Source organism: Leisingera sp. ABD4_442, assembly GCF_056160905.1.
This window is the reverse complement of record NZ_JBSWYB010000023.1, coordinates 31,995-58,468: the sequence shown is the minus strand read 5'-3', so window position 1 is coordinate 58,468 and position 26,474 is coordinate 31,995. Positions and strand designations below refer to the sequence as shown.

Annotated in this window: 26 protein-coding genes; 14 read left to right on the top strand and 12 right to left on the bottom strand. The window is 64.8% G+C overall.

Annotated features, from left to right (window positions below):
• Window positions 1-136 precede the first annotated feature (136 nt).
• Window positions 137-3,493 carry a carbamoyl-phosphate synthase large subunit gene (gene carB, locus ACXAHG_RS16065; protein WP_475058926.1) on the top strand — a complete coding sequence of 1,119 codons (3,357 nt, stop codon included), beginning with the start codon at window positions 137-139 and terminating at the stop codon, window positions 3,491-3,493.
• A gap of 96 nt (window positions 3,494-3,589) precedes the next feature.
• Here carB and ACXAHG_RS16060 read toward each other — a convergent pair whose 3' ends face one another.
• Entirely contained in the window at window positions 3,590-4,300 is a 711-nt protein-coding gene (locus ACXAHG_RS16060; protein ID WP_475058923.1) for a trypsin-like serine peptidase, read from the bottom strand.
• 416 nt (window positions 4,301-4,716) lie between these two features.
• Here ACXAHG_RS16060 and ACXAHG_RS16055 point away from each other — a divergent pair, with 416 nt between their 5' ends.
• Window positions 4,717-4,860 carry a hypothetical protein gene (locus tag ACXAHG_RS16055; protein ID WP_475058920.1) on the top strand — a complete coding sequence of 48 codons (144 nt, stop codon included), beginning with the start codon at window positions 4,717-4,719 and terminating at the stop codon, window positions 4,858-4,860.
• A 63-nt stretch (window positions 4,861-4,923) separates the two neighbouring features.
• Here ACXAHG_RS16055 and arsH read toward each other — a convergent pair whose 3' ends face one another.
• A complete protein-coding gene (gene arsH / locus ACXAHG_RS16050; protein WP_475058917.1) occupies window positions 4,924-5,652 on the bottom strand; it encodes an arsenical resistance protein ArsH in 729 nt (242 codons plus the stop codon).
• Window positions 5,645-6,109: a hypothetical protein gene (locus ACXAHG_RS16045; RefSeq protein ID WP_475030644.1), complete on the bottom strand. Its 465-nt coding sequence runs from the start codon at window positions 6,107-6,109 to the stop codon at window positions 5,645-5,647. Before ACXAHG_RS16045 ends, arsH begins: the two co-directional genes overlap by 8 nt.
• Window positions 6,110-6,488: 379 nt before the next feature.
• Between ACXAHG_RS16045 and ACXAHG_RS16040 the strand changes: the two genes are divergently transcribed.
• Window positions 6,489-7,094, top strand: coding sequence for a thymidine kinase (locus tag ACXAHG_RS16040; protein WP_475058915.1), 606 nt, complete (start codon window positions 6,489-6,491; stop codon window positions 7,092-7,094).
• Window positions 7,095-7,166: 72 nt separating this feature from the next.
• Here the strand turns inward: ACXAHG_RS16040 and ACXAHG_RS16035 are convergent, their stop codons facing one another.
• Genes ACXAHG_RS16035 through ACXAHG_RS16020 form a run of 4 tightly spaced genes read right to left on the bottom strand, consistent with a single transcriptional unit; the run spans window position 7,167 to window position 9,808 of the window.
• Window positions 7,167-8,120, bottom strand: a complete 954-nt coding sequence (locus ACXAHG_RS16035) for a 2-hydroxyacid dehydrogenase (protein WP_475058912.1) — start codon at window positions 8,118-8,120, stop codon at window positions 7,167-7,169.
• Window position 8,121: 1 nt separating this feature from the next.
• Window positions 8,122-8,460: a tRNA-binding protein gene (locus tag ACXAHG_RS16030; RefSeq protein ID WP_475058910.1), complete on the bottom strand. Its 339-nt coding sequence runs from the start codon at window positions 8,458-8,460 to the stop codon at window positions 8,122-8,124.
• Entirely contained in the window at window positions 8,453-9,268 is an 816-nt protein-coding gene (proC, locus tag ACXAHG_RS16025; protein WP_475058908.1) for a pyrroline-5-carboxylate reductase, read from the bottom strand. The genes ACXAHG_RS16030 and proC overlap by 8 nt, the downstream gene beginning before the upstream one ends.
• Before the next feature lie 39 nt (window positions 9,269-9,307).
• Window positions 9,308-9,808: a type III secretion system chaperone family protein gene (locus ACXAHG_RS16020; RefSeq protein WP_475041954.1), complete on the bottom strand. Its 501-nt coding sequence runs from the start codon at window positions 9,806-9,808 to the stop codon at window positions 9,308-9,310.
• A 301-nt stretch (window positions 9,809-10,109) separates the two neighbouring features.
• Between ACXAHG_RS16020 and ACXAHG_RS16015 the strand changes: the two genes are divergently transcribed.
• Window positions 10,110-10,652 (top strand): sigma-70 family RNA polymerase sigma factor, encoded by a 543-nt coding sequence (locus ACXAHG_RS16015; RefSeq protein WP_475058905.1) that lies wholly within the window; start codon window positions 10,110-10,112, stop codon window positions 10,650-10,652.
• A gap of 67 nt (window positions 10,653-10,719) precedes the next feature.
• The gene (locus tag ACXAHG_RS16010) at window positions 10,720-11,430 is read left to right on the top strand and encodes a glutathione S-transferase family protein (protein WP_475058902.1); all 711 of its coding nucleotides are present in this window, start codon (window positions 10,720-10,722) and stop codon (window positions 11,428-11,430) included.
• Window positions 11,431-11,546: 116 nt separating this feature from the next.
• On the opposite strand, the gene ACXAHG_RS16005 is transcribed toward ACXAHG_RS16010, so the two are convergent.
• A complete protein-coding gene (locus tag ACXAHG_RS16005; RefSeq protein WP_019296037.1) occupies window positions 11,547-11,792 on the bottom strand; it encodes an accessory factor UbiK family protein in 246 nt (81 codons plus the stop codon).
• 97 nt (window positions 11,793-11,889) lie between these two features.
• Between ACXAHG_RS16005 and lgt the strand changes: the two genes are divergently transcribed.
• The 5 genes from lgt to ACXAHG_RS15980 all read left to right on the top strand — a co-directional run bounded on the left by lgt (window position 11,890) and on the right by ACXAHG_RS15980 (window position 16,176).
• Entirely contained in the window at window positions 11,890-12,789 is a 900-nt protein-coding gene (lgt, locus tag ACXAHG_RS16000) for a prolipoprotein diacylglyceryl transferase (RefSeq protein ID WP_475041951.1), read from the top strand.
• Complete coding sequence (locus ACXAHG_RS15995; RefSeq protein ID WP_475041949.1) at window positions 12,786-13,853, top strand: class I SAM-dependent methyltransferase; 1,068 nt, start codon at window positions 12,786-12,788, stop codon at window positions 13,851-13,853. The genes lgt and ACXAHG_RS15995 overlap by 4 nt, the downstream gene beginning before the upstream one ends.
• Before the next feature lie 9 nt (window positions 13,854-13,862).
• Window positions 13,863-14,618: a peptidoglycan editing factor PgeF gene (gene pgeF, locus ACXAHG_RS15990; RefSeq protein ID WP_475058899.1), complete on the top strand. Its 756-nt coding sequence runs from the start codon at window positions 13,863-13,865 to the stop codon at window positions 14,616-14,618.
• 289 nt (window positions 14,619-14,907) lie between these two features.
• Entirely contained in the window at window positions 14,908-15,042 is a 135-nt protein-coding gene (locus ACXAHG_RS15985) for a hypothetical protein (protein WP_475041945.1), read from the top strand.
• A 351-nt stretch (window positions 15,043-15,393) separates the two neighbouring features.
• On the top strand, window positions 15,394-16,176 hold the full coding sequence (locus ACXAHG_RS15980; protein ID WP_475058896.1) for a Hint domain-containing protein: 783 nt from the start codon (window positions 15,394-15,396) through the stop codon (window positions 16,174-16,176).
• A gap of 91 nt (window positions 16,177-16,267) precedes the next feature.
• On the opposite strand, the gene ACXAHG_RS15975 is transcribed toward ACXAHG_RS15980, so the two are convergent.
• Window positions 16,268-16,768 (bottom strand): Lrp/AsnC family transcriptional regulator, encoded by a 501-nt coding sequence (locus tag ACXAHG_RS15975; RefSeq protein WP_039129096.1) that lies wholly within the window; start codon window positions 16,766-16,768, stop codon window positions 16,268-16,270.
• 240 nt (window positions 16,769-17,008) lie between these two features.
• On the opposite strand from ACXAHG_RS15975, the gene trxB reads away from it, so the two are divergent.
• From trxB to ACXAHG_RS15955, 4 genes are all read left to right on the top strand, one after another.
• On the top strand, window positions 17,009-17,950 hold the full coding sequence (gene trxB, locus ACXAHG_RS15970) for a thioredoxin-disulfide reductase (RefSeq protein ID WP_475041941.1): 942 nt from the start codon (window positions 17,009-17,011) through the stop codon (window positions 17,948-17,950).
• A 5-nt stretch (window positions 17,951-17,955) separates the two neighbouring features.
• On the top strand, window positions 17,956-18,288 hold the full coding sequence (locus ACXAHG_RS15965; protein WP_475058893.1) for a ribonuclease E inhibitor RraB: 333 nt from the start codon (window positions 17,956-17,958) through the stop codon (window positions 18,286-18,288).
• Between the two features lie 88 nt (window positions 18,289-18,376).
• A complete protein-coding gene (locus ACXAHG_RS15960; RefSeq protein ID WP_475041938.1) occupies window positions 18,377-20,056 on the top strand; it encodes an adenylate/guanylate cyclase domain-containing protein in 1,680 nt (559 codons plus the stop codon).
• Between the two features lie 235 nt (window positions 20,057-20,291).
• Window positions 20,292-22,367 (top strand): bifunctional sulfate adenylyltransferase/adenylylsulfate kinase, encoded by a 2,076-nt coding sequence (locus ACXAHG_RS15955; RefSeq protein ID WP_475041936.1) that lies wholly within the window; start codon window positions 20,292-20,294, stop codon window positions 22,365-22,367.
• 131 nt (window positions 22,368-22,498) lie between these two features.
• Here ACXAHG_RS15955 and ACXAHG_RS15950 read toward each other — a convergent pair whose 3' ends face one another.
• The 3 genes from ACXAHG_RS15950 to ACXAHG_RS15940 all read right to left on the bottom strand — a co-directional run bounded on the left by ACXAHG_RS15950 (window position 22,499) and on the right by ACXAHG_RS15940 (window position 26,359).
• Window positions 22,499-23,710 (bottom strand): M10 family metallopeptidase, encoded by a 1,212-nt coding sequence (locus ACXAHG_RS15950; protein WP_475041935.1) that lies wholly within the window; start codon window positions 23,708-23,710, stop codon window positions 22,499-22,501.
• Window positions 23,711-24,090: 380 nt separating this feature from the next.
• Complete coding sequence (locus tag ACXAHG_RS15945; RefSeq protein WP_475058890.1) at window positions 24,091-25,341, bottom strand: class I SAM-dependent methyltransferase; 1,251 nt, start codon at window positions 25,339-25,341, stop codon at window positions 24,091-24,093.
• Window positions 25,342-25,474: 133 nt separating this feature from the next.
• Entirely contained in the window at window positions 25,475-26,359 is an 885-nt protein-coding gene (locus ACXAHG_RS15940; protein ID WP_475041932.1) for a PhzF family phenazine biosynthesis protein, read from the bottom strand.
• Window positions 26,360-26,474 lie beyond the last annotated feature (115 nt).

The following is a 26,474-nucleotide window of genomic DNA, read 5'->3' as shown; positions in this document are numbered from 1 at the left end:
GGATGCGGCATTTTCATTTCCGTTTCCGATCCCCCTTGAACCTTTCTGCGCGGTCCCTATAACGCAGGACAATTTGGGCGCACGCCAGCGCCCGTGATTCAAAGCCTGCCCGCGCGAAAACCGAAGGAAGCCTGCCATGCCCAAAAGAACCGACATCCAGTCGATCATGATCATCGGAGCGGGGCCCATCGTCATCGGGCAGGCCTGCGAATTCGACTACTCCGGCGCCCAGGCCTGCAAAGCCCTGCGCGAAGAGGGCTACCGGGTCATCCTGGTGAACTCCAACCCGGCCACCATCATGACCGACCCGGGCCTGGCGGACGCGACCTATATCGAGCCGATCACCCCGGAAGTGGTCGCCAAGATCATCGAGAAAGAGCGCCCCGACGCGCTGCTGCCCACTATGGGCGGGCAGACCGGCCTCAACACCTCGCTGGCGCTGGAAGAGATGGGCGTGCTGGACAAATTCGGCGTTGAGATGATCGGCGCCAAGCGTGACGCCATTGAGATGGCCGAAGACCGCAAGCTGTTCCGCGAAGCGATGGACCGTCTGGGCATCGAAAACCCCAAGGCCACCATCGTCACCGCGCCCAAGCGCGACAACGGCACCGCCGACCTGGACGAAGGTGTGCGCATCGCACTGGAAGCCCTGGATGAGATCGGCCTGCCTGCGATCATCCGCCCCGCCTTTACCCTGGGCGGCACCGGCGGCGGCGTCGCTTATAACCGCGACGACTACATCCACTTCTGCCGCTCCGGCATGGATGCCTCGCCGGTGAACCAGATCCTGGTCGATGAAAGCCTGCTGGGCTGGAAAGAATACGAGATGGAAGTGGTGCGCGACACCGCCGACAACGCCATCATCGTCTGCTCCATCGAAAACGTCGACCCGATGGGCGTGCACACCGGCGACTCGATCACCGTGGCCCCGGCGCTGACGCTGACAGACAAAGAATACCAGATCATGCGCACCCACTCGATCAACGTGCTGCGCGAGATCGGCGTGGAAACCGGCGGCTCCAACGTGCAATGGGCGGTGAACCCCGCCGACGGCCGCATGGTAGTGATCGAGATGAACCCGCGGGTGTCGCGGTCCTCGGCGCTGGCCTCCAAGGCGACCGGCTTCCCGATTGCCAAGATCGCGGCCAAGCTGGCGGTGGGCTACACCCTGGACGAGCTGGACAATGACATCACCAAGGTGACGCCCGCGTCGTTTGAGCCGACCATCGACTATGTCGTCACCAAGATCCCGAAATTCGCCTTTGAGAAATTCCCCGGCTCCGAACCCTACCTCACCACCGCGATGAAGTCTGTGGGCGAAGCCATGGCAATAGGCCGCACCATCCACGAGAGCTTGCAAAAGGCGCTGGCCTCCATGGAATCGGGCCTCACCGGCTTTGACGAGATCGACATCGACGGCGTGAACGCAGGCACCTGGGAACCCGCAGGCGACAAGGCCGCGGTGATCAAGGCAATCGGCCAGCAGACCCCCGACCGGATGCGCACCATCGCCCAGGCGATGCGCCACGGATTGTCGGATGATGAAATCCAGGCCGTCACCAAATTCGACCCCTGGTTCCTGTCCCGCATCCGCGAGATCGTCGAAGCCGAGGCAGGCGTGCGTGAAAACGGCCTGCCCGCGGATGAAGCCGGCCTGCGCGCCCTGAAAATGCTGGGCTTCACCGACGCCCGCCTGGCCAAGCTGACCGGCCAGTCCGAGGCCGCGGTCCGCAAGGCCCGCCGCGCCGCAGGCGTCAATGCCGTGTTCAAGCGGATCGACACCTGCGCCGCCGAGTTTGAGGCGCAAACGCCTTATATGTACTCCACCTACGAAACCCCGGCCTTTGGCGACGTCGAATGCGAGGCACGCCCCTCGGACAAGAAGAAAGTCGTCATCCTCGGCGGCGGCCCCAACCGGATCGGCCAGGGGATCGAGTTCGACTACTGCTGCTGCCACGCCTGCTTTGCGCTGACCGACGCGGGTTATGAGACCATCATGATCAACTGCAACCCGGAAACGGTGTCGACCGACTATGACACTTCGGACCGGCTGTATTTCGAACCGCTAACGTTCGAACATGTGATGGAAATCCTGCGTACCGAGCAGGAGAACGGCACCCTGCACGGCGTCATCGTGCAGTTCGGCGGCCAGACCCCGCTGAAACTCGCGAACGCGCTGGAGGCCGAGGGCATCCCGATCCTGGGCACCTCCCCCGACGCCATCGACCTGGCCGAAGACCGCGAGCGCTTCCAGGCGCTGGTCAACCAGCTGGGCCTGAAGCAGCCGAAAAACGGCATCGCCTCCACCGATGAACAGGCGCTGGCAATTGCCGAAGACATCGGCTTCCCGCTGGTGATCCGCCCCTCCTACGTGCTGGGCGGCCGGGCGATGGAAATCGTCCGCGACATGGACCAGCTGAAACGCTACATCGCCGAGGCCGTCGTTGTCTCCGGCGACAGCCCGGTACTGCTCGACAGCTACCTGGCCGGCGCGGTCGAACTGGACGTGGACGCGCTCTGCGACGGCAAAGACGTGCATGTGACCGGCATCATGCAGCACATCGAAGAGGCCGGCGTGCACTCGGGCGACTCTGCCTGCTCGCTGCCGCCCTACTCGCTCGAAAAAGACATGATCGAGCAGATCAAGGCGCAGACCAACGCCCTGGCGCTGGCGCTGAACGTGGTTGGCCTGATGAACGTGCAGTTCGCGATCAAGGACGGCGAGATCTTCCTGATCGAGGTGAACCCGCGCGCCTCGCGCACCGTGCCGTTTGTCGCCAAGGCCACCGACAGCGCCATCGCCTCCATCGCCGCCCGGGTGATGGCCGGCGAGCCGCTGTCGACCTTCCCGATGCGCGCGCCCTACCAGCCGGACGCAGGCTATGACGTGAACACCCCGATGGCCGACCCGATGACCCTGGCGGACCCGGACATGCCCTGGTTCTCGGTCAAAGAAGCGGTGCTGCCCTTTGCCCGTTTCCCGGGTGTCGACACCATCCTCGGCCCGGAAATGCGCTCCACCGGCGAAGTCATGGGCTGGGACCGGTCCTTTGCCCGCGCCTTCCTGAAGGCGCAGATGGGGGCCGGCATGGTGCTGCCCTCCTCCGGCCGCGCCTTCATCTCGATCAAGGACGCCGACAAGGGCCAGCTGATGCTGGATGCGGCAAAGATCCTGGTGGAGCAGGGCTTTACCCTGGTCGCCACCCGCGGCACCCAGACCTGGCTGGACGGCCAGGGCGTGGCCTGCGAGCTGGTGAACAAGGTCTATGAGGGCCGCCCGCACGTTGTGGACATGCTGAAGGACGGCGACGTCCAGCTGCTGATGAACACCACTGAAGGCGCCCAGGCGGTCGAGGACAGCAAGGAAATGCGCTCCGTCGCGCTTTATGACAAGATCCCCTACTTCACCACCGCCGCCGGCGCCAACGCCGCCGCGCGCGCGATCAAGGCCCAGGCTGAAGGGGATGTTGAGGTGAAATCGCTGCAGGGCTGATCCCTTCGCCCGAAGCACAGAACAGCAGAAGCCCCGGGAATTCCCGGGGCTTTTTTCATGCCGCCGGCCTGCCGGGACCCTGCGCCCAGCGGCTCCCTACCCCGCCTCGCGGATCAGCGTCTGCAGCGCATGACCCAGCGGCGCTGCCAGCGATACGCCTCTGCCGCCCATCTCCGCCTTGGAGGAGATCACCGAAACCAGCCGCGGCGCCCGGCCCGGCCGGGTCTGCAGCACCGGCGAGCCCGAAGCCCCCAGATCCACCCGGCAGGAGGTGATCAGCGCGCTTTGCCGCGACACCAGCACCTGGCAGGCCGTTTGCAGCCGCGGAGAGCGCACATGCCGGTGGGAATAGGACATCACGTCAACCCGCGCACCGCGCTCCGGCGCGCCGGCCAGAGCCAGCGGGCGGATCACATCGCGGCTGATCGGCCGCTCCAGCCGCAGCACGGCAATATCGGTCCCGGCCTGGAACTGGCCGGTCTGCCCATGCCGGTAGCCCGGGTGGATCACCGCCTTGGCCACCCGGCGCGACGCCTTGGCCCGGCGGCCGTCCAGCCCGGCCTCAAACTTGATGCTTCGCGGGTTCACCGCCCGGCCGTCGCGGATCCCATACATACAATGCGCCGCCGTCAGCACAATATCCGGCCCGATCAGGGTGGCCGTGCACATGGCCTTGCCGCCGATGTTCAGACGGCCCACCGCCTCCCATCCCGGCACCGATTGCACCGGTGCGGGCTGCCCGGCGCTGACCGGCCCGGCGCTTGCGCTGATCAAAAGGGCGGCAGCAATTCCTAGCAATCGTCTCATAACCCACTCCATGTTCCCACTCCGCCAAACTGGGTGACGGCTGCGGCTGGAATGGGGCCTGCTGCGGTGCCGCGCTGGCAGAAAGATGGGCAGAATGAGACAGGATTAACAAAGGGTTAACGCAGCCTTTCCGGGTCAGGGCCAGACTGCGCAAACCCCTTATTTCCTTAACAGGCGCAAACAGGTTTCGGAAAAACCCGCTAAAAACACGGAAAAATCCTCCGTTCTTCGTTAGGAACCCGGTCCGGTTTTTCCCCGGTTTCCCGGCAAAAACAGCCCCCGGTGGTAACGTCACGGTGCAAATGAGGCGGAAATGAGCCTTAACAAATGCCTAAACAGCCGGAATCCGGCCGCCCAATTGCTTAACCGCCCCCTCCCCTTTTGCGGCAAAGGGCAAAAAGCCGCTCCCGCACCGCGTGTTATCTTGCGGCAGCGCTGCGGGCCGGGCAAGATCAGGCCATCGAGCAATCAACCCGGAGCCAATAATGCGCCTGCCCCTGTTTCTGACCGCCCTGCTGACCCTGGCGGCCTGCGACGTGCCGCTGATCCCGCTGATCTGAAACAACAAAGCCCCGGCAGCGCTGCCGGGGCTTTTTCTGATAAAGCTGAGGCGCCCGCCCCGCCTATTTCTGCGACACCCGCTTGTGGACCTCTTCCGCGCTTTCCACCCGTTCCGAGTAGCGGTCCACCAGATACTCCTTGCGGCCCCGCACCAGCCAGGTGAATTTCACCAGTTCCTCCATCACATCCACCAGACGGCGGTAGAACGGGCCGTCCGGCAGGCGGGCGCCCTCTTCGAACTCCAGCCAGGCTTTGGGGATTGAGCTTTGGTTGGGGATCGTCACCATCCGCATCCAGCGGCCCAGGATGCGCATCTGGTTGACCGCGTTAAAGCTTTGCGAGCCGCCCGAGACCTGCATCACCGCCAGGGTCTTTCCCTGGGTGGTGCGGATGCCGCCCTGCAGCGACAACGGCAGCCAGTCGATCTGCAGCTTCATGATACCGGTCATTGCGCCGTGGCGCTCCGGGCTGGACCAGACCATGCCCTCTGACCAGACTGCCAGCTCGCGCAGCTCTGCCACCTTGGGATGCTCCGCCGCACCCGCATCATCGGGCAGCGGCAGGCCGGATGGGTCGAAAATCCGCGTCTCGCAGCCCAAGGCGCGCAGCACCCGCGCCGCTTCCTCCGCCGCCTTGCGGGAATAGCTCACCTCGCGCAGGGACCCGTACAGCAGCAGGATCCGCGGCGGGTGGCGCGGGTCGCCGGGCGCGGCCAGCAAATCCACGTCGGCCGGGTGCAGCTGCCCCTCGGCAATTCCGGGCAGATCGCCCAGATCAACTGTCTCAGGCACTTTCTTCTTCCAGGTGCAGTTTCATGTCCAGCAGCACCTGCTGCAGCAGCACGGTTTCGCGCAGCAGCCGCTTGGCCTCATTGACAGTGATGATGCCGTCCTCGATCGCTTCCTGGTATTCGCTCATCAGCTGCGCAAAGCGCTGGCTCAGCGCGATCACATCCGCATTCACCCCGCCGCTGCGCCCGGTCTCCTCGGCGCTGCCGTTGCCATTATAGGACAAGGTGATGTTTTTCAGATCCGCCAGCGCGGAGGTGACATGCGGGTAAGACGCCGCGCCCTCCAGCTTGGCCACCGCATCCACCGGCATGAACCGGTCCGCGTGCTCGGCATTGTCCGAGTAATAGCGCCCCAGCGTCGCCTTGGATTTACCGGTGATCTGGCAGGCGGCCTCGATGCCGACATCCTTCACCAGCGCCTCGGTGTGTTTCTTCAGATACGTGCCGATTTCAGCCATATACGTCCTACCTGGCTTGACCGCCGCCCCCTGCCGGGGAACGAACTGGTTAATTTCCCATGTCCGAGTTGTAGAGGAATTGCGATACCTTATCCATCCCTTTGGTTTTCTGGGACTTAGCGAGTGGCATGGTGCAATTGGCATCTGTTGTCCAGTGCAAAGCGGGATGGGTGAGTGACGTTCCGCGTTTTGGGTAATTGGTCTGCCCGGAACTTGTGCTCTCCGGGGCGTTTGGCGCGGTTTTTAAACGGGGTTTGTTCCACCCTTGCCGCGCTGGCCCCGGTGAGCCTTCCTTTTCCCCTGCAAACCTGCCGCAAACCGGCAAATTCCGCGCGAATCCGGTTCCACCCGCGGCCCTGCCCGGATAAAACCCGGCGCCATGGCCAAGCTCTATTTCAACTATTCCACCATGAACGCGGGCAAGTCGACGGTGCTGTTGCAGGCGTCGCACAACTACCGCGAAAACCGCATGGACACTTATCTGCTGACCGCCCGGCTCGATGACCGCGCCGGCAAGGGCAGAATCGCTTCGCGCATCGGCATCGGCGAAGAGGCGGATATATTTGCCGCGGGCGACGATCTCTTTGCCCGCATCAAGACGCGCCTCTCCCGCGGGCCGGTGGCCGCGGTTTTCGTGGATGAGGCGCAGTTTCTGGAGCCGGATCAGGTCTGGCAGCTGGCCCGGGCGGTGGACGACCTGCGGGTGCCGGTGCTGGCCTACGGCTTGCGGGTGGATTTCCAGGGCAACCTCTTTCCCGGCTCCGCCACACTTTTGGCGCTGGCCGATGAGATGCGCGAGGTGCGCACCATCTGCCATTGCGGCAAAAAGGCCACCATGGTGGTGCGCCAGGACGATCAGGGCCGGGTCATGACCAAGGGCGATCAGGTGCAGATCGGCGGCAATGAGACCTATGTCTCGCTCTGCCGCCGCCATTGGCGCGAGGCCGTGGGAGACCTGCCCAAAAGCAAAACAGCAGCGGAATAATCCGCTGCCGCTTCTTTCTGGTTGAAAATACTCCTGGGGCCCGGGGCAGCGCCCCGGTTCCGAAGGCCGGCCTCAGACCCGGTTCGGCAGCTCTGTTCCGGCCAGATAGGCGGCGACATTGTCCAGCGCCATATGGCCCATGTTGCTGCGCACCTCCTCGGTGGCGGTGCCCAGATGCGGCAGCAGGGTGGCGTTATCCAGATCAATCAGCGCCTGCGGCACCTTGGGCTCGAACTCGTAGACATCCAGGCCCGCGCCGCCGATGCGGTTGTTCTGAAGCGCCTCGATCAGCGCCGCCTCCTCCACCACTTCACCGCGGGCGATGTTGATCAGATGCGCATGGGCCTGCATCGCGTTCAGCACCCCGGCGTTGATCAGGTGATAGGTCTCCGCCCCGCCCGGCACCGCCACCACCAGGAAATCCACTTCGCCAGCCATCGCAATCAGACTTTCGGCGCGGTCCGCCGGAAAGTCGAGCTGCTTTTCAGAACGGGCCACATAAGACACATCCATGCCAAAGCCGAAATGGCAGCGGCGCGCGATTGCCTGGCCGATGCGGCCCATGCCGGCAATGCCGACGCGTTTGCCGGTGGCGTGCAGCCCCAGCATCTGGGTCGGGTGCCAGCCCTGCCACGCGCCCTGGCGCAGCATCCGCTCACCCTCGGAGGCACGCCGCGCCGACATCAGGATCAGCGTCATCGCGATATCGGCGGTGGCATCGGTCACAGCACCGGGCGTGTTGGTCACCTCGACGCCCGCCGCGCGCGCGGCCTCCACGTCGATATGGTTGTAGCCAACCCCGAAGTTGGCCAAGAGCTTGCAGCGCGGGCTTCCCGCCTTGGCGAAGATCTCGGCTGAGAACTTGTCGCCCAGCGTCGGCACCACAATGTCGAACTCGGACAATGCCCGCAGCATCTCCGCCTCGCTCATCACCGCATTGGTCTCACGGATCTCCAGGTCGCCGAACGCCTCCCGCGCCCGGGCCTCCACCGCGGCCGTCATCGGCCGCGCAATCCAGATTTTCATTTCAGTGCATCCTCCCGCCCAGCGGGACCTGTCCATCGGGACCCGCCAGGAATATTTCTCCATCCTCATCCGGCAGGCCCAATACCAGGACTTCTGACATGAACGTGCCGATCTGCCGCGGCGGGAAGTTTACGACGGCCAGAACCTGCTTGCCCACCAGCGTTTCCGGCATGTAATGCGCCGTAATCTGCGCTGAGCTCTTTTTTACGCCAATATCCGGCCCAAAATCGACCCAGAGCTTGATTGCCGGCTTGCGCGCCTCGGGAAACGGCTCCGCGCGGACCACTTCGCCCACCCGGACATCGACCTTCAGGAAGTCGTCAAAGGAAATCTCAGCCACGCGACAGCTCCTTGGAGCGGCTTGTTGCCGCCGCCACTGCCCGGTTCAGCAGTGCAGGGAAGCCGTCGTCATCATCCATCAGCACTTCCAAAGCGGCCTGGGTAGTGCCATTGGGGCTGGTCACATTGATGCGCAACTGGCTGGGGCTCTCGTCCGCCGCCTCTGCCAGCGCGCCGGCGCCTGCCACGGTGGCCTTGGCCAGCTGCATCGCCAGCTCCGCAGGCAGCCCTTGCGCCTCGCCCGCAATAGCCAGGGTCTCGATCAGGTGGAACACATAAGCGGGGCCTGAGCCGCTGACGCCGGTAACGGCATCCATCTGACCCTCATTATCCAGCCGCACAACCTGCCCCACCGCCTGCAGCAGCCCTTCGGCGCGGTCCAGATCGGCGGCGCCGGTATGCTCATTGCCGATAATCGCGGTGATGCCGCGCCCCACCGCAGCCGGCGTGTTCGGCATCGCCCGCACGATTGGCGATTGCGCCCCCAAAACATCCTCAAAGGTTGCAATCGAAGTGCCGGCGGCCACGGAAATGAACAGGGTGGAGCCGTTGCCATAGCTTTGCAGCGTGGGCAGCGCTTCGCCCATCATCTGCGGCTTCACCGCAATCAGCACGATGCCCGGCGCCGCCGGCGGCTCTGCATTGATATGGACGCCGGTGCCCTGCAGCCACTCCGAAGGGCGCGGGTCGATCACCCAGACCGAAGAGGCGGGCAACCCGCCCTCCAGCCATCCGGCCAGCATCGCCGATCCCATCTTGCCGCAGCCCAGCAGTACCAGGCCGCGCGCGGCAATTTCCTGCATATCCATCTTTCGCCCCTCCCCAAATCTTAGGTTCAGGGCAAAGTCTTACGCCCGCCCGTAGGCCTCTGCAATGGCGACCTGCATCGCATCTTCCGGGCTGCGCTGGCCCCAGACCGCCAGCTGGATCGCCGGGTAATAGCGCTCCGCATTTGCGACGGCTGCATTGATCATCGCATCAATCTGCTGCGGGCTCGCCATCTGGCCGCCAGCCAGAACCAGCCCGTAGCGGAACAGCATCAGCTTGTGATCCGCCCAATAGGTAAAGGAGCCTTCCCAGCACTGGTCGTTCATCCGGTTGATCAGCTCATAAAGCCGCGGCAGCTCCGCCTCCGGCGGCTCCATCTCAAAGCTGCAGACCAGCCGCAGGCATTCCTCATAGCCCGACCAGGCCAGCGTCAGCGAATAGGTGCGCCACTGCCCTTCGACCGACATCGCGATCTGATCGTCACCGACCCGGTCGAAGTCCCAGTCGTGGTGCGACGCCAGATGCTCAACAATGTCGATCGGATGGACGTCTTCTTCCAGGTGAAGCTCGGATAGTGCCATGATGCCACCTCTCTTTTTGCCTAGCACACCAGGCACAAGGACGCCCTACAGCTAGGTTTTTCTGCTATGGGCCGGGGAGGCATCCCCGCTCCCATACTAGATATGGTGGAGCTGAAAAGGTGATCTGGCAACCCTTTATTTTGGGGATATCTGCAATAACTTGTGGATGAACTATCCACAGCCCCCTAAATGCCGGCTGCACGACTATGGGGCGGCGGCTGCCGCAGGTAAAGCCTGAATTGCCTGGCCGGCGTTGATTTCCTCACTCCCCGTCCCCATACCCTGCAAAGGAGGCATGCGCATGACGATCGAAGACATCTGGCCCAGGTACCAGGCCCGGCTGCGGGCCTTCCTGCGCGCCCGGGTGGCAAACCCGGAAGACGCCGAAGACCTGCTGCAGGACATTTCGATCAAGGTCTTCACCGGCCTGCCCGCGCTGCAGGACAGTGCCAAGCTGCAGCCCTGGCTGTTCCAGACCGCCCAGCGCACGATCATCGACCACTACCGCAAGAGGGGCCGCCAGGCGCCGCCGCACCCCGATGACCTGTGGTACGCCAAGGAGGATCCCGGGATCCGCCAGGATCTGGAAGCCTGCGTCGAGCCCTTCATCCAGTCGCTGCCGCCGGAAACCGCCCGCATCCTGATGGCCGTGGACCTCCAGGGGATCCCGCAGCGCGACTACGCGGCCGCGGCCGGCATCCCCTACTCGACCCTCAAATCCCGCGTGCAATCGGGCCGCGCAGAACTGCGCAAAGCCTTCGAGGCCTGCTGCGGCTTTACCCTGGACGCCCGCGGGGGCATCGCAGAATACCACCCGAAATCAGACAGTTGCAAAAAATGCTGAGCTAACGGCCGTCTTTTCCCCTTGCCGCGCGTCTTACAGGGCGAACCATCGGAAAAAGGAAAACACGATGATCCGGATAATCAGCTTCAAGATCTGCCCCTTTGTACAGCGGGTGACGGCCCTCCTGGAAGCCAAAGGCGTGCCCTACAGCATCGACTACATCAGCCTCAGCGACAAGCCGCAATGGTTCCTGAACCTCTCCCCCACCGGGCAGGTGCCGCTGCTGGTGGCTGAGGACGGAACCGCGCTGTTTGAGTCCGACGCCATCACCGAATACGTGGATGAAATCACCGCCCCGCTGCAGCCCGGCCTGACGCCCGAACAGCGCGCCCTCAACCGCGCCTGGAGCTATCAGGCCAGTAAGCACTACCTGGTGCAGTGCTCAGCCATGCAAAGCGCGGACAAGGCCATTCTGGACGAACGCATGGCCAAACTGAGCAAGGCTTTTGACAAGGCGGAAGAGCAGCTTGGCGACGGGCCCTATTTCTCCGGGGCGGAGCTTGGCAATGTGGACGTCGCCTGGCTGCCGCTGCTGCACCGCGCCGCACTCGTCCGGGCGCACAGCGGTTATGACATGCTGGCAGGCCGCCCCAAGCTGCAGGCCTGGCAGCAGGCGCTGCTGGACACCGGCATCGCGCAGAAATCGGTGCCGGAGGATTTCGGGCAGAAATTCGCGGAGTTCTACCTGGCGGAGCGCACCTGGCTCGGCCGGGGTGCCAATCTGAACGAGGCACCGGGCGAAGCGCCCGCAGCCGCCAAATCCGGCTGCTGCGGATAGAAATACAAATGCAAGGCAGGCAATTTGCCCGCCGCTGCCCTGGAACACCCGAAACAGAAAAAGCCCGCTGCAGCATCAAGCTGCAGCGGGCCTTGCATCCACCTGGGCAGCACCGCTTACTTCTGCGCCGCCTCCAGCGCGTCCAGACGGGCCTTCAATGCCTCGTTCTCCTCCCGCGCCTTCTGCGCCATCGCCCGCACCGCATCGAACTCCTCCCGGGTGACAAAATCGCGGTCGGCCAGCCAGCGGTCGATCATGCTTTTCAGCGCCGTGTCCGCCTCATCCTTGGCGCCCTGGGCCACGCCCATCGCATTGGTCATCAGCTGGGAAATATCGTCCAGGATCTTGTTGCGGGTCTGCATGTTCTTCTCCGTCTCGGGGTTGATCCCTATATGGGGAAGCGCGCGCGCGGCTGCAAGCCGTTGACTTCCCCCGAAGAGCAGAGGCATTCAGACGCACATGCAGGCCATGATCCAATTCCCCGACCTCTCGCCAGAGATTTTCTCGATCTCCATCGGCAGTTTCGAATTTGCCCTGCGCTGGTATGCGCTGGCCTATATCGCGGGCATCGTCATTGCCTGGCGCCTGGCCGTGGCCGCCCTGCGCCGCCCCGCGTTGTGGCCCGCAAATCAGCCGCCGATGCAGCCGCAGCAGGTGGAGGATCTGCTGACCTGGATCATCCTCGGCGTCATCCTGGGCGGGCGCCTGGGTTTCGTGCTGTTCTACCAGCCCGCCTATTACCTGGCGCACCCTGCGGAAATCCTGAAGATCTGGCAGGGCGGCATGGCCTTTCACGGCGGCCTCATTGGCGTAATCGCCGCCTCCTGGATCTATGCCGCGCGCCACGGCATCCCGCGCCTGCAAATGGCCGATCTGGTGGCCCATACCGTGGCCCCCGGCCTGCTGCTGGGGCGGCTCAGCAATTTCATCAACGCCGAACTTTGGGGCCGTCCGACCGGTCTGCCCTGGGGCGTGGCCTTCCCGGGCCAGGCGGCGCAGGACTGCGGCCAGGCGCTGGGAGAGATTTGCGCCCGCCATCCCTCGCAGCTTTACGAGGCACTGATGGAGGGGCTGATCCTCGGCGCGCTGCTCCTGTACCTTGCCTGGCGGCGGGGCGCCTTCCACACGCCGGGCCGCATCTTGGGCGTGTTCCTGGCGGGCTACGGCCTTGCCCGGTTCATTGTCGAGTTCTTCCGCCAGCCGGATGCCCAGTTCGTCACCCCCGGCAACCCGCTGGGGCTGGCCTGGCAGATTGACGGCATCGGCCTCACCCAGGGCCAGGCGCTGTCGCTGCCGATGATCGCCATCGGCCTCTGGTTCCTGATCCGCGCCCGCCACGCGGCCCGGAGCACCGCATGAGCCTGCTGGACCATCTCCACACACGCATCCGCGCCGATGGCCCGATGTCCGTGGCGGACTACATGGCCGACTGCCTGCTGCACCCGCAGTTCGGCTATTACACCACCCGCGACCCGCTGGGCGCCAAGGGCGATTTCACAACCGCGCCGGAGATCAGCCAGATGTTTGGCGAACTCCTCGGCCTCGCCCTCGCTCAGGCCTGGCTCGATCAGGGATCGCCTGCCCCCTTCACGCTCTCAGAACTGGGACCGGGCCGCGGCACCCTGATGGCGGACCTTTTGCGCGCCACCCGCGGCGTTCCGGGATTTCATGCGGCGATGCAAATCCGCCTGATCGAGGCCTCGCCCGCCCTGCGTGCGGCGCAAGCCAAAACGCTGCAGGGTTATGCGCCCGAATGGCTGGACAGCGTGGACGCCTTGCCGGACCAGCCGCTGTTCCTGGTGGCAAACGAGTTCTTCGACGCCCTGCCCATCCGCCAGTTCCTGCGCGCAGGTGATGGATGGAGCGAGAAACGCATCGGCCTCACGGACAACGCCCTCACCTTCGGCCTCAGCCCCGCCGCGCCGCAGCCTGCACTGGCGCACCGGCTGCAAGACACAAGGGACGGCGACCTGGTCGAGCTCTGCGAAGCCGCCGCCCCCGTCACCCAGGCCATCGCCGCCCGAATCGCTGCCCACGGCGGCGCCGCGCTGATCGTCGACTACGGCGACTGGCGGGCCCTGGGGGACACGCTGCAAGCCCTGCGCGCGCACAAACCCGCCGATCCGCTGCAGCACCCGGGCCAGGCCGACCTGACGGCGCATGTGGATTTCGAAGCCCTGGCATTGGCTGCAAAAACCGCAGGTTGCGCCCACAGCCGCCTCACCCCGCAAGGGGTCTTCCTGGAACGGCTCGGCATCACCGGCCGCGCCCGCGCCCTGGCCGCCCCCCTCCAGGGCGGAGGTCTGGAAACCCTGATCGCCGCACATCGGCGGTTGACGCACCCCGATGAAATGGGAAACCTGTTCAAAGTTCTCGGCCTCTATCCTTCGCAGGCCGCCCCTCCGCCAGGATTGAACCCATGATGGTTAACAATGACGCTTGAAATTCTCACGTCCGATCTGCTTGGCCCGGTGCGGCACGGGTTTTTCACCCGCAAGGGCGGCGCCTCCTCTGGCATCTACCACGGCCTGAACTGCGGCCTTGGCTCGACCGACCAGCGCGAGGCAGTGCAGATCAACCGCAACCGTGCCGCCGCCGCGATGGAGGTGCCGCCGGAGCACCTCAGCGCCGTGCATCAGGTCCACAGCGCCGATGTGCAGGTGGTCACCGAACCCTCACCGGAACGCCCCCGGGCCGACGCGATGGTCACCAATGTGCCAGGGCTGGCGCTGTCGATCCTGACCGCCGACTGCCAGCCGGTGCTGTTCTGCGACCCGGAGGCCAGCGTCATCGGCGCCGCCCATGCGGGCTGGCGCGGCACCCTGGACGGGGTGCTTGAGGCCACGCTGGAAGCCATGGAGAGCCTCGGCGCCAGCCGCGAGAACACCGCCGCGGTGATCGGCCCCACCATCTCCCAGCGCGCCTATGAGGTCGGCCCCGAGTTCTTTGACGACTTCATGACGCAGGACGACGGCTACGCCCGCTTCTTTGCCAATGGCGAAGGCGACCGCTACCTGTTCGACCTGCCGGGCCTCGGCCTGCACAAACTGCGCCAGGCCGGCATCGGCGCCGCGGAGTGGAGCCGCCACTGCACCTATTCGGATGCGGAGAAATTCTTCTCCTACCGCCGTGCCACCCACGCAAAAGAAGCCGACTACGGCCGCCTGATCTCCTGTATCCGGCTTTAAGCCCCTGTTAACCAGCGCAATTGTGGCGGATTTTAATGAATTGCGCCGCAATCTGGGCTTTCCCCTGGGTCAACTCCACGGCGAAGTCAAAAATTCCCACTAAATAACAACGTCCTGCAGCGATTTACTCCCGGCAGCCCTGCACGGTTCCGCGGCCCGGAACCACCGGCAAAATGCCCCCTGCCGGTCACATTCGCGGCGCAATGATTACCCATGATCAGGTCAGAACATAACAAACAGCAGCAGCCCGGCGCAGGGCGCAGCTGCCGGGCGAAGGACAGACCAGACCATGAAGATGAACAAGCGTTTCATTGCCTCCATCATCCGCTCCGCCAAGAGCGAAACCGTGATCCTGCCGTGGACCGCCGCACGCCGCCGGGCCAGCCAGGCACAGGCTGAAGCACCAAAACGGAAACTGGGTTAACGCCGGGGACGGGTGCCCGGGCAGCGGCTTACCCCTGGCGCAGCAGCGCCAGCCCGGCCGGCCGCTGCCTGGGCATCTGACCGGGGTTCCAGGGGTTCTGCGCCCCTTCCGAACACATCCTGAGCCGCCCCGTCCGGGCAATTGCGGCCGTTGGCCCTGCATCCTGCCAGGGCCGCGCGCCCGGCTTCAGGCCCCGGATTCAGACCCGCCTTCTGTTAACCAGTTTGCCTCAGTTTTTTTGACAATTCGAATTAAATCCCGCCTTATCCATCGCATACATATCGTTCAAGCGCGTCTGTGTTGCCGGTGGGGGCCGATGCAAACGGGCAGTTTGAAAGGAGAGGTCCGCCGATGACCATTCCCCAGTCGCTGCAAAGGGCAGCTGCCAATGCTGTTGAAGCCAACGCCTTCCTGCAGGATCCGGCGGAGCTGCGCAGCGCCAGCAAGCCGCAGCTGCGGCGCTATGAGGTTGCCAGCCTGCTGCCCAGCGGCGCCATTTCCGAAACCCGCCATATCGCCCCGGCGCTGCCGCTGTTCGAGGATGCCTTCTGCGCCTTCTCCCGCGGTTCGCTGGTGGAAACCGCCCAAGGGCCGATCGCGGTTGAGGACCTGCTGCCCGGCGATGAGATCCTGACCAGCGACGGCGGCAGCCAGCCGCTGATCTGGGTCGGCCGCACCAGCCTGCTGCCGTCCCGCCCGGACAGCCGCGGCCGCAGCCACCGGCTGACCAGCTTTATGGCCGACAGCCTGGGCCTGCAGAAACCTGCCTCCAGCCTGGTGGTGGGCCCCGCCGCCCGCCTGTTGCGCACGCCGCCGCAAATGCAGGGCGCCGCGGACGGGCCGCTGCTGACGCCGGCCGCGGAATTCCAGGACGGGATGAGCATCTTTGAAACCGCGCCGCCAACGCCGGTGGACATGTACCACCTCTGCCTGCCGCGCCATGCGGTGATCACCGTGGGCGGCCTGGCGTTTGAGACCTACCACCCGGGCCCTGACGCGCTGAAGCTGGCCAGCTATGCAATCAAGACGCTGTTTTTGAACCTGTTTGCCCATACCGACAGCATCCAGGGCTTTGGCCCCCTGGCGCATCCCCGGGCAGACAGCGGCACGGCGCCTGGGCCTGCGATTTTGTAAGATTGTGCTAACCGGCCAGCGGCGGGCGGAAACGCCCGCCTTGCTATGGCACGATCACAGGATCGGCAGTTGCGCCCGCCACTGCCGGCGCTCAGGCCTCGCGGGCCAGCCGCTCTTCCAGCACCTCAAACGGCACACCCGGCTCATCCTTGGCGCCGCGGATCACCAATGAGGTTTTCACACTGGCCACATTCGGGGTGGTCAGCAGCTCACCGGTCAGGAAGCTCTGGAAGGTGCTCAGATCAGGTGAGACGCATTTCAGGATGAAATCCACCTCGCCGTTCAGCATGTGGCACTCGCGCACCAACGGCCAGCTGCGGCATTTCTCCTCAAAGGCGCTCAGCTCCACCTCGGCCTGGCTTTCCAGGCCCACCATGGCAAAAACCTGCACCTCAAACCCCAGCTCGCGGGAATTCACATCCGCGTGGTAGCCGTGAATCAGCCCGGCCTCCTCCAGTGCCCGCACCCGGCGCAAACAGGGCGGCGCGGAAATCCCAACCCGCTTGGCCAGCTCCACATTGGTCATCCGCCCATCGGCCTGAAGCTCCGACAGAATCTTGCGATCAATCGGATCAAGACGGGTTGTGACCATGCCGGAAACTCCTGTGATTTTTGCGTTTCTTATAGCACTGCCGCCGGGCCGCGCAATAATCTTTCATCGCCGCGCAATATTCTTTGCGCCGCAAGGGCGCAAGACGCAATGCGCAGATCGCGGGCAAATTTGCATCCCGCCGCATACCGGGCCTAGGGGGTTTAAGCCTGCTGGCCCTGCCGCTATATGCATTGCCTGACGGCGGCACGCCCGCCAGGCTGCATTACGTGGGGAACACACATGAGCGAGACGCGCCACACCAAGGTTCTGATCATCGGCTCCGGGCCTGCCGGCTACACCGCGGGGGTCTACGCGGCCCGTGCCATGCTGGAACCCGTCCTGGTCCAGGGGATTGAGCCCGGCGGCCAGCTGACCACCACCACCGAGGTCGAGAACTACCCCGGCTTCACCGAGGTGCAGGGCCCCGACCTGATGATCAAGATGCAGGAGCACGCCCAGGCGATGGGCTGCGAAGTGATCGGCGACTACATCACCTCGCTTGACACCTCCGCCCGCCCCTTTGTGGCCAAGGCCGACAGCGGCACCACCTTCACCGCTGACGCGGTGATCCTGGCGACTGGCGCACGCGCCAAATGGCTGGGCCTGGAATCGGAAGAGAAGTTCAAGGGCTTCGGCGTCTCCGCCTGCGCCACCTGCGACGGCTTCTTCTACCGCGGCCAGGAGATCGTGGTGATCGGCGGCGGCAACACCGCTGTGGAAGAGGCGCTGTTCCTCACCAACTTCGCCTCCAAGGTGACCCTGATCCACCGCCGCGACGAGCTGCGTGCGGAAAAGATCCTGCAGGACCGCCTGATGAAGAACGAAAAGATCGAGACGCTGTGGTTCCACACCCTGGAAGAAGTTGTCGGCACCGACAACCCGCTGGGGGTTGAGGGCGTCGTGGTCAAGAACGTGCAGACCGGCGAAGTTAAGGAAATCCCCTGCAAGGGTGTCTTTGTCGCCATCGGCCACGCGCCGGCCAACGAGCTGGTCAAGGACGTGCTGGAGCTGCACAACGGCGGCTATGTAAAAGTGAAGCCCGGCTCCACCGAGACTTCGATCCCCGGCATCTATGCCGCGGGCGACCTCACCGACCATAAGTACCGCCAGGCGGTCACCTCGGCCGGCATGGGCTGCATGGCGGCGCTGGATGCGGAACGCTTCCTGGCAGAGCAGGAGTAAACCTGATGCCGCATGATTTCGAAACCCAGCGGGCTGAAACTGTTGCGGCATTCAACGACCTGCAGGCCAAGCACGGCCTGCCTGAGGTGGCGGACGTGGATTACTTCTTCGTCCCCGCCCGCGACGGCGCCGACTGGCGCCCGCTGGCCGAGGAACTGAGCAAGGAAGGCTTTTCCTGCGAGTTCTTCGAGGCCGAAGGGCAAGACCCGCCCTATCTGAGCGCCACCCTGCCGGAGCAGATCATCTCTGCCACCGGCATCTGGATCGGCGAGGAGCTGGCCACCCGCGCCGCCCTCTCCCACGGATTTGCACCCGACGGCTGGGGGCTGGAGGGCTGATCCCCCCCGCCCCGCCTGCAGCCGGCCATTGACCCGGGCCGCGCTGCCCCGCAGTCTGCACCCCAAAACCGCGAACAGGAGAACCGGGGTGGCAAGCGCGCTCTGGCAAGGCAACTGGATCACCCGCACCCGGATCATCACCGGGCTGGTGCTGCTGACCTTCGCCTTCTTTCATTTCCTCAATATCGGCCTCGGCCTGATCTCCCCCCAGTGGATGGACGAATTCCAGGACGCCCGCCAGGTGATCACCCGCAGTTTCCTGGGCAGCCTTATCCTGGGCACCTCGCTGCTCCTGCACGCAGGGCTTGCGCTGTGGAACCTGGCCCGCCGCCGCACCCTGAGGATGCGCTGGGGCGAGGCGCTGCAGACCGTGCTCGCCCTGCTGATCCCGCTGCAGCTCATCGCGCATCTGGTCTTCACCCGCTACTCGCACGAGGTCTACGGCACCAATGACGAGATGCCCTATCAGATCATCCTGATGTGGGCCTCGCCCGAGGTCTGGCAGCAAAGCCTCCTTTTGCTGGCGGTCTGGATCCACGGCTGCATGGGTCTGCACTACTGGCTGCGGCTCACCCGCTGGTGGCGCCCGCTGATCCCCTGGATGACCGGTGTCGCCGTCTTCATCCCCGGCTTCGCCTTTGCCGGCCTGTTGACAGAGGGCCGCCGCATCTACGGCCTGTTTGTCGAAGGCACCGAGCGCGCCGCGCTGATGGAGGATTTCAACTGGCCCAGCCGCGAGGCCTTTGCAGAGATGTTTGCGGTCGAACAGCTCTGGCTTTCGATCTTCTATGCCCTGCTGGGCCTCACTGCCGCCGCCTACCTGCTGCGCAAGCTGATCCGCCGCCGCCGCGCTGTCACCATCCGCTATGCCTTCGGCCCCGAAATCCGCGCCGAACGCGGCATGACGCTGTTGGAAATGTCGCGCGCGGGCGGCGTTCAGCACACCTCGCTTTGCGGCGGCAAGGGCCGCTGCACCACCTGCCGTGTGGTGGTGGACGAGGGCGGCGAGCATCTGCCGCCGCCAGAGCCGCCCGAGGCCCGCAGCCTGGAACGCGTCAAGGCGCCCGCCAACATGCGGCTGGCCTGCCAGATCCGCCCGCAGGCGCCGCTGACCGTGACCCGTCTTTTCCGTTCCGACGGCCAAATGGGCCGCGCCCACGCCAGCCAAGGCAGCGAGCAGCAGCTGGCTATCCTGTTCCTCGACATGCGCGGCTTCACCGCCCGCACCGCGGCCCAGCTGCCCTACGACGTGGTGTTCCTGCTGAACCGCTTCTTCGACGCCATCGTGCCCGCCATCACCGGGGCCGGCGGCACGGTGGACAAATACCTCGGCGACGGCCTGCTGGCCCTGTTCGAGGCCCCCTCCCCCGCCCTCTCCGCCCGTGCCGCACTGGAGGCCGCCGCCGCCGCCGGCGCTGCGCTGCAGGACTTCAATGCCCAGCTGGCCAGGGACGGCGAGCCGGAAATCCGCATCGGCATCGGTATCCACCTGGGAGAGCTGGTGCTGGGCGAGATCGGCAGCGCAGGCCACGCGCCCCGCACCATCATCGGCGGCAGCGTTAACACCGCCAGCCGCCTGGAGGCCAAGACCAAGGAACTGGGCGTCGAGCTGCTGATCTCCGCCCGCGTGCTGGAAGCTGCAGGCTATGATTCGGGCCATCTGCCGCTCGAAACCTTCCAGCTGCGCGGCGTCTCCCGCCCGCTGGCCGCCCTGCCAGTCGAACACGCCGCCGCCCTGCCGCGCACCCTGGCCGGAGAACAGCGTTAGGCGATCTGGCTGCCGCGCAAAACACCTGTTTCTCCCGCCGCCCATGCCGCACGCCGCCCATCCGGCCCGGCACGCAGCAGGAGAACAAGCCGCCCCGCCACCCGCACCCGTTGCAACACGGCAACGCAGCAGAAAATCGCCAATTCAAACCAGTTTGCTCTTTGCATTGCAGCCGAACCATGCAATGCGTTCACGCGTGAACACACTTTTGACCTGCTGACTGGCCTGCTGACCCGTGACCGAAACCCTGACTGCATCTACCCCGGACGGCGAAGACCTGCTCTTCCGGCTCCTGCGCCAGCTTGATGCGGCGCCGGATGCATCGCAGCGGGCCACCGCCGCGGCCCTGGGGATTTCGCTCGGGCGGCTCAACACTCAGCTGCGGCTGGCCGCAGACAGCGGCCTGATCACCATCAGCAGCCGCCCCGGCCCCGACAAACGCCAGCGGTTCGCCTACTCGCTGACCACCCGCGGCGCCGCGGAGAAAATGCGTCTCACCGATCAATTCCTCGCCCGCAAGCTCGCAGAATACAACGCGCTGCACGCGGAACTCACCGGCACCGCCAGCGGCCTGCCGCCCCTCAAACACAGGACCCATCCAATGCAAAGCAACCTGGCTCCGATCCCTGAGCTCTATGTCTCCTACGAAAGCGCCCAGAAACTGAAGGTCGAAGCGGCCGATCTGGTCAGCCACGACCTGACCCCGCGCCAGATCTGCGACCTGGAACTCTTGATGAACGGCGGCTTCAACCCGCTCAAGGGCTTCCTGTCCGAGGAAGACTACAACGGCGTCGTTGAAAACATGCGCCTGGCCGACGGCACCCTGTGGCCGATGCCGATCACCCTGGACGTCTCCGAAGATTTCGCAGGCTCGCTGGAAATCGGCCAGGACATTGCCCTGCGCGACCAGGAAGGCGTGATCCTCGCCACCATGACCGTGACCGACCGCTGGGAGCCGAACAAATCCCGCGAGGCCGAAAAGGTCTTTGGCGCCGATGACGACGCCCACCCGGCGGTGAACTACCTGCACAACAGCGCAGGCAAGATCTACCTGGGCGGCCCTGTCACCGGCATCCAGCAGCCCGTCCACTATGATTTCCGCGGCCGCCGCGACACCCCGAACGAGCTGCGTGCCTATTTCCGCAAGCTGGGCTGGCGCAAGATCGTCGCCTTCCAGACCCGCAACCCGCTGCACCGCGCCCACCAGGAGCTGACCTTCCGCGCCGCCCGCGAAGCCGAAGCCAACCTGCTGATCCACCCGGTGGTCGGCATGACCAAGCCGGGCGATGTCGACCACTTCACCCGCGTGCGCTGCTACGAGGCGGTGCTGGACAAATACCCGGCCGCCACCACCACCATGTCGCTGTTGAACCTGGCGATGCGCATGGCCGGCCCGCGCGAGGCGGTCTGGCACGGCCTGATCCGCAAGAATCACGGCTGCACCCATTTCATCGTCGGCCGCGACCATGCAGGCCCGGGCAAAAACTCCGCAGGCGAAGACTTCTACGGCCCTTACGACGCGCAGGAGCTGTTCCGCGCCCATGAGGACGAAATCGGCCTCAAGATGGTCGACTTCAAGCACATGGTCTATGTGCAGGAGCGCGCCCAGTACGAGCCCAACGACGAGATCGCCGACAAGGATAACGTCACCATCCTGAACATCTCCGGCACCGAACTGCGCCGCCGCCTGGCCGAGGGCCTGGAGATCCCGGAATGGTTCTCCTTCCCCGAGGTGGTCGCCGAGCTGCGCAAGACCAAGCCGCCGCGCTCCAAGCAGGGCTTCACCGTGTTCTTCACCGGCTTCTCCGGCTCCGGCAAGTCCACCATTGCAAACGCTCTGATGGTCAAGCTGATGGAAATGGGCGGCCGCCCGGTGACCCTGCTGGACGGTGACATCGTGCGTAAGAACCTGTCGTCTGAGCTGGGCTTCTCGAAAGAGCACCGCGACCTCAACATCCGCCGCATCGGCTATGTCGCGTCCGAGATCACCAAGAACGGCGGCATCGCCATCTGCGCCCCGATCGCGCCTTATGCCACCACCCGCCGCGCCGTGCGCGAGGACGTGGAACAGTTCGGCGCCTTTGTCGAAGTGCATGTCGCCACCTCGATCGAGGAATGCGAGCGCCGCGACCGCAAGGGCCTGTACAAACTGGCCCGCGAAGGCAAGATCAAGGAGTTCACCGGCATCTCCGACCCCTACGACGTGCCGCAGAACGCCGAGCTGGTGGTTGAGACCGAGAACGTCGACGTCGACAACTGCGCCCACCAGGTTCTGCTGAAGCTGGAAAGCATGGGCCTGATCACGGGCTGATCCGGACGGCAAAGTAAAACAAGGACGGCCCGCCATTGGCGGGCCGTTTTTTTACTTTGTTGCGCGAGCCTTTTGCGCATTTCCCACACGCCTTGCCAGTCAGAATAGCCGCCGCAACCCACCTGTGAAGCTCAGAACAGAAAGTTGTCAGCGTCCATCATCTCAGCCAGGCTGGTGTCCCGGATCAGCATATCCGCGCCGGCTGCTTTGATCACAACATTTTGCCCCGCTTTCCTGAACCCCAGGCCGTCAAAGTCCAGCCCAGTGCCGCTTAAGTCGATCCGGTCCTGCCCGATTCGGAAATCCTGCACCACATCCCGGCCCTTTGACTGCGAGAACACAAAAACGTCCGCCCCTTTGCCGCCGGTCAGCTTGTCCTTGCCGCCCCCGCCGTCCAGCCGGTCTGCACCGCCGCCGCCATCCAGCCGGTCCCGGCCATCGCCGCCGGACAGAAAGTCGCGGCCACCGTCACCATTCAGGCGATCGCCGTCACTGCCGCCGTAGAGCGTGTCCGCCCCCTTGCCGCCAAAAATCCGATCCCGCCCGCCGCCACCCAGAACCTGATCCGCACCGCCAGCAGCGCGGATAATGTTGTCGTGATGCGCACCGTCAATGGCGTCCCCCCGGCGCGTGCCTTCGATCTCAAGAGCAGACTTCCTTACGCTCCAGAACGCCTCAAGCGATGCGTCGCTGTTCCCGTACAGATAGGTCAGCGCCTCAACATCCGCCCAGCCCAGGCTGACTGCCGCAGCCGACCGGTTGTAAGCCATCACGGTCACTGACCCATTATTGCTTGCAGCCGGTATCAGCGGCTCCCCCTCAAATGGATGCTTGAACCCCAGTGCATGACCGATTTCGTGCAGAAGAATGGAATACCCCCGGACACCGGGTGCCAAAGATCCATCGCTGCCAGCAAAAAATCCGGCATGCATAAAAATATCCCCTCCCCATCCGTCATGTTCACTGTGCTGCACGCCCTCGCTGCTGAAGACCGCATCAGAGATCCAGGGAAGGTAGCCGAAACCACTTACCTGCCCCCCAACCGCGTTTGTGTACCCAGTCAGATCAACCATCGAAAAGCGGATATCCCCGACCGCGCTGTCCGGCACTTCGACAAAGGTGATCCCTGCCACCGCTTCCCAAGTGTCCAGCGCAGCGCGTACGTGTGCTTTTTGCGTATCGGAATAGGCCGTATAGCCAGTGTATCCGCCCTCAGCATAGTCCGCCTCCTCAGTGGCAAAACTATAGCTGATCACAACCGGCGTGCCTGGCTCCGCGTGCCCATTCCAACGGTTGTCCGGTGCGGTGCCGATCAATGATTGAGCTTCTGCTGAAAGCGCCATCTCAAACCCCATAAAATAAATTGCAGCAGCCGGGGCAGAGGCCCTGGCGTTTCTTATGAATCAGAACCTCACCTTAAGAATTAGGCAGCTCAAATCAACACCCGCATAACGGGCAAAACTAGAATAGCTGGCGAAATCTGCAAAGCATCGCTACCAGCCAAAGCGGCAGGCGTGCGGCAAACCCGCCGTGCTGCGCATCAGCACCAACCCCTTGACCGGCAGCCCCGCCCGCCAAGCCTGCTGAAGCTTCACAGCACGGATCTCTGAGCCTGACGGCAGCCAGGAACAGGAGCGGCGCGCCAATTGGCGCGCCGCATCCGTTTTCCGCGCCGGAAAAAAGAGCCGGAATTACCTTAAAATTCCAGCGCCAGCAGTCCGGGTTAGTGCAAAGATGGCATCTGCGGTGCCGCCCCTGCCTCTGCCGGGGTCCAGACCGCCTCTGCCGGTGTTTCCGCGTCCGGCAACGCCGCTGCCCCGCCGCGGCCGCGCAGATCGCCGCCGCCGCTCCAGGCCGGCGTCATCCACAGGGCAGCGGTGCCCGCAGCCTCAGCCGCCTGCGGCTGCAGCCCCTGCACCGCGAGGCTCAGATGCTCCGTATCATGCTGGGCGGTGAAGCGCAGACGGTCCCCCGCCGCCGCAGCCGCCGGCTGGTTCATCAGGAAGGCCGTGCGCCCCCAATGGCCGCCGGACTGCAGCCCGTTGGACACTCTGATGCCCGGTGCCAGCTCCATCGTGAAGCTCACCAGCACCGCATGAACAGCGCCCGCCGCGGCACAGGCCAGATCCTGCACAGCCCGCCCCGGGGTCAGCTCCGGCCGGGTGAAATCAAACCGGAACAGCTCTGCGGCCGGCCCCAGCGGCCGCATCCGGCAGGCGTCCAGATCGTTGGGCGTCAGCTGCGCCACCCGGGCAAAGCGGTGAAACGCACTCAGATCAAATCCTTCCGCCTCCTGCGGCCGCCACTGGTTCAGCAGGTCAGCGCTTTCTACTAGTTCCGCCAGCAGCCTGCCCGTTTCCGGCACCGCCCGCGCGCCCGACTTGGCCAGCGCCGCCATCGCATGGGTCAGCGTCGCCAGCGCTCCCTCGCCCAGCAGCACCGTGTCGACGATCTCCGAGATCACCACATCCGCCGGCTCCGGCATGTCCTGCCCGATCACAATCTCATGCGACCATTTGGGGATCACCGTGATCCGGCTGCTCAGCCCGTTTGCGGCAATCACCCGCTCCGCGGCCTGCGCAATCAGCGGCTGCTGCTCGCAGGTATAGACATGTTTGGCACCCGCCCGCGCCGCCAGCATCGCCGTCAGCCCGGCGCCGCAGCCGATATCCAGCACCACATCGCCCGGGCGCACCTTGGCGGCAATCGCTTTGGCATAGGCCCGGTTGCGCGCGGTATCCGCCAGCATCGGGAAATGCCAGCGCGGCACAAAAGCCTGATGCAGCCGCTCCTGCAGCAGCTGCGCCTGGTGATGGCAGGGGTCTTTCTCCAGCGCCGCCGCAAGCAGCTCTGCCGTCCGCAGGCCGCCATCGGCCAGGGATTGGGATTTTGCCTGCAGGACAAGCTGCTCCGCCTCCAGGCCAGCAGTATGAGACAGGTCTTGCGCGGGATCAGACGTCTGATTTTGAAGCAATTCTTACTTTCCCTTATTTTCCGAAAATGCGGTTTACCGGTATATTCACGGACCGCTTCTAAAATTCGGTAAAGGAAAGCCCTGCAAAAACGCCGCCAGGGCGGCCTGTGCCAGCCGCCGCCCCGCTCCCCGGCTACAGCGCGCCCGGCAAGTCCACCGTGCCGCGCATCAGCACAAAGCCCTCGCCGGCAACCCGCACGCCTTCAATCGCGTCCGGCGCGCCAACCCGCGCCACCCGCGCCTGGCCCGGGCGGCCCAGCCCATGGCCCTGCTCCGCGGTGAATTCCGCCTTCGCCATCAGGCCATGCTTCCACAGGTAAGAGGCCATTGCCCCGGTGGCCGACCCGGTAAAGGGATCCTCCGGCGGGCTCGGCGGCGCCATCAGCAGGCGCGAGAACGTGTCACCCGCCGCCGTCGCGCCCTCCAGCGTGACCAGGAACGGCTCCATCATGTCGATGCCATCGGCGCCCAGCGACTGGCCCAGACGCTCCAGCGCTGCCAGGTTCAGCACTGCCGCCTCCAGCGCCGCACGGTCGCGCAAAACGGTCACGCAAAACGGCAGCCCGGTGGACACCTTCTGCGGCTGCCCCACGATCGCCTCCGCCGGCAGCGACACCGCGGCCGCCACCAGTTCCCGGTCGGCAAAAGGACCGAACTCCGGCGCCACCTGGGTCATCTCGATCAGATCGCCGTCCAGCCGCACCGGCACGATCCCGGCGCCTGTTTCCAGGGTGATGCTTTCGCCCTGAAACAACCCCCGGTCCCGCATCGCCGCCACCGTGGCGATGGTCGGATGGCCGGCAAAGGGAATTTCGCGGCTGGCCAGGAAATAGCGCACCTTGACGTCCGCAACCTCAGACGGGCCGGTAAAAGTGCATTCCACCAGCGAAGTCTCCCGCACGTAAGCAGTGCAGACCGCTTCCGGCAGATGCGCAGCCCCATGCACCACGGCACAGCCGTTGCCGCCGAACGCGCGGTCCGAGAACGCGTCCACCCAGTCGAAATCATAGCGCGCCATTTGCATCTCCCGGCATTGAAAGCATCAAAAAAGGCGGGCCCGTGCCCGCCTTCCCAATACTGGCCGCCGCCAGCGCAGTGTCAATGCGCTGGCCTGCAAGGCGGCGGCGTTCTGG

What these genes read in the sequence shown, in the direction of transcription:
- carB (WP_475058926.1), top strand. Translation starts at nt 137, where the DNA reads ATGCCCAAAAGAACCGACATCCAGTCGATCATGATCATCGGAGCGGGG.
- ACXAHG_RS16060 (WP_475058923.1), bottom strand. Translation starts at nt 4,300, where the DNA reads ATGAGACGATTGCTAGGAATTGCTGCCGCCCTTTTGATCAGCGCAAGC.
- ACXAHG_RS16045 (WP_475030644.1), bottom strand. Translation starts at nt 6,109, where the DNA reads ATGGCTGAAATCGGCACGTATCTGAAGAAACACACCGAGGCGCTGGTG.
- ACXAHG_RS16040 (WP_475058915.1), top strand. Translation starts at nt 6,489, where the DNA reads ATGGCCAAGCTCTATTTCAACTATTCCACCATGAACGCGGGCAAGTCG.
- ACXAHG_RS16035 (WP_475058912.1), bottom strand. Translation starts at nt 8,120, where the DNA reads ATGAAAATCTGGATTGCGCGGCCGATGACGGCCGCGGTGGAGGCCCGG.
- proC (WP_475058908.1), bottom strand. Translation starts at nt 9,268, where the DNA reads ATGGATATGCAGGAAATTGCCGCGCGCGGCCTGGTACTGCTGGGCTGC.
- ACXAHG_RS16020 (WP_475041954.1), bottom strand. Translation starts at nt 9,808, where the DNA reads ATGGCACTATCCGAGCTTCACCTGGAAGAAGACGTCCATCCGATCGAC.
- ACXAHG_RS16015 (WP_475058905.1), top strand. Translation starts at nt 10,110, where the DNA reads ATGACGATCGAAGACATCTGGCCCAGGTACCAGGCCCGGCTGCGGGCC.
- ACXAHG_RS16010 (WP_475058902.1), top strand. Translation starts at nt 10,720, where the DNA reads ATGATCCGGATAATCAGCTTCAAGATCTGCCCCTTTGTACAGCGGGTG.
- ACXAHG_RS16005 (WP_019296037.1), bottom strand. Translation starts at nt 11,792, where the DNA reads ATGCAGACCCGCAACAAGATCCTGGACGATATTTCCCAGCTGATGACC.
- lgt (WP_475041951.1), top strand. Translation starts at nt 11,890, where the DNA reads ATGCAGGCCATGATCCAATTCCCCGACCTCTCGCCAGAGATTTTCTCG.
- ACXAHG_RS15995 (WP_475041949.1), top strand. Translation starts at nt 12,786, where the DNA reads ATGAGCCTGCTGGACCATCTCCACACACGCATCCGCGCCGATGGCCCG.
- pgeF (WP_475058899.1), top strand. Translation starts at nt 13,863, where the DNA reads ATGACGCTTGAAATTCTCACGTCCGATCTGCTTGGCCCGGTGCGGCAC.
- ACXAHG_RS15985 (WP_475041945.1), top strand. Translation starts at nt 14,908, where the DNA reads ATGAAGATGAACAAGCGTTTCATTGCCTCCATCATCCGCTCCGCCAAG.
- ACXAHG_RS15980 (WP_475058896.1), top strand. Translation starts at nt 15,394, where the DNA reads ATGACCATTCCCCAGTCGCTGCAAAGGGCAGCTGCCAATGCTGTTGAA.
- ACXAHG_RS15975 (WP_039129096.1), bottom strand. Translation starts at nt 16,768, where the DNA reads ATGGTCACAACCCGTCTTGATCCGATTGATCGCAAGATTCTGTCGGAG.
- trxB (WP_475041941.1), top strand. Translation starts at nt 17,009, where the DNA reads ATGAGCGAGACGCGCCACACCAAGGTTCTGATCATCGGCTCCGGGCCT.
- ACXAHG_RS15965 (WP_475058893.1), top strand. Translation starts at nt 17,956, where the DNA reads ATGCCGCATGATTTCGAAACCCAGCGGGCTGAAACTGTTGCGGCATTC.
- ACXAHG_RS15950 (WP_475041935.1), bottom strand. Translation starts at nt 23,710, where the DNA reads ATGGCGCTTTCAGCAGAAGCTCAATCATTGATCGGCACCGCACCGGAC.
- ACXAHG_RS15940 (WP_475041932.1), bottom strand. Translation starts at nt 26,359, where the DNA reads ATGGCGCGCTATGATTTCGACTGGGTGGACGCGTTCTCGGACCGCGCG.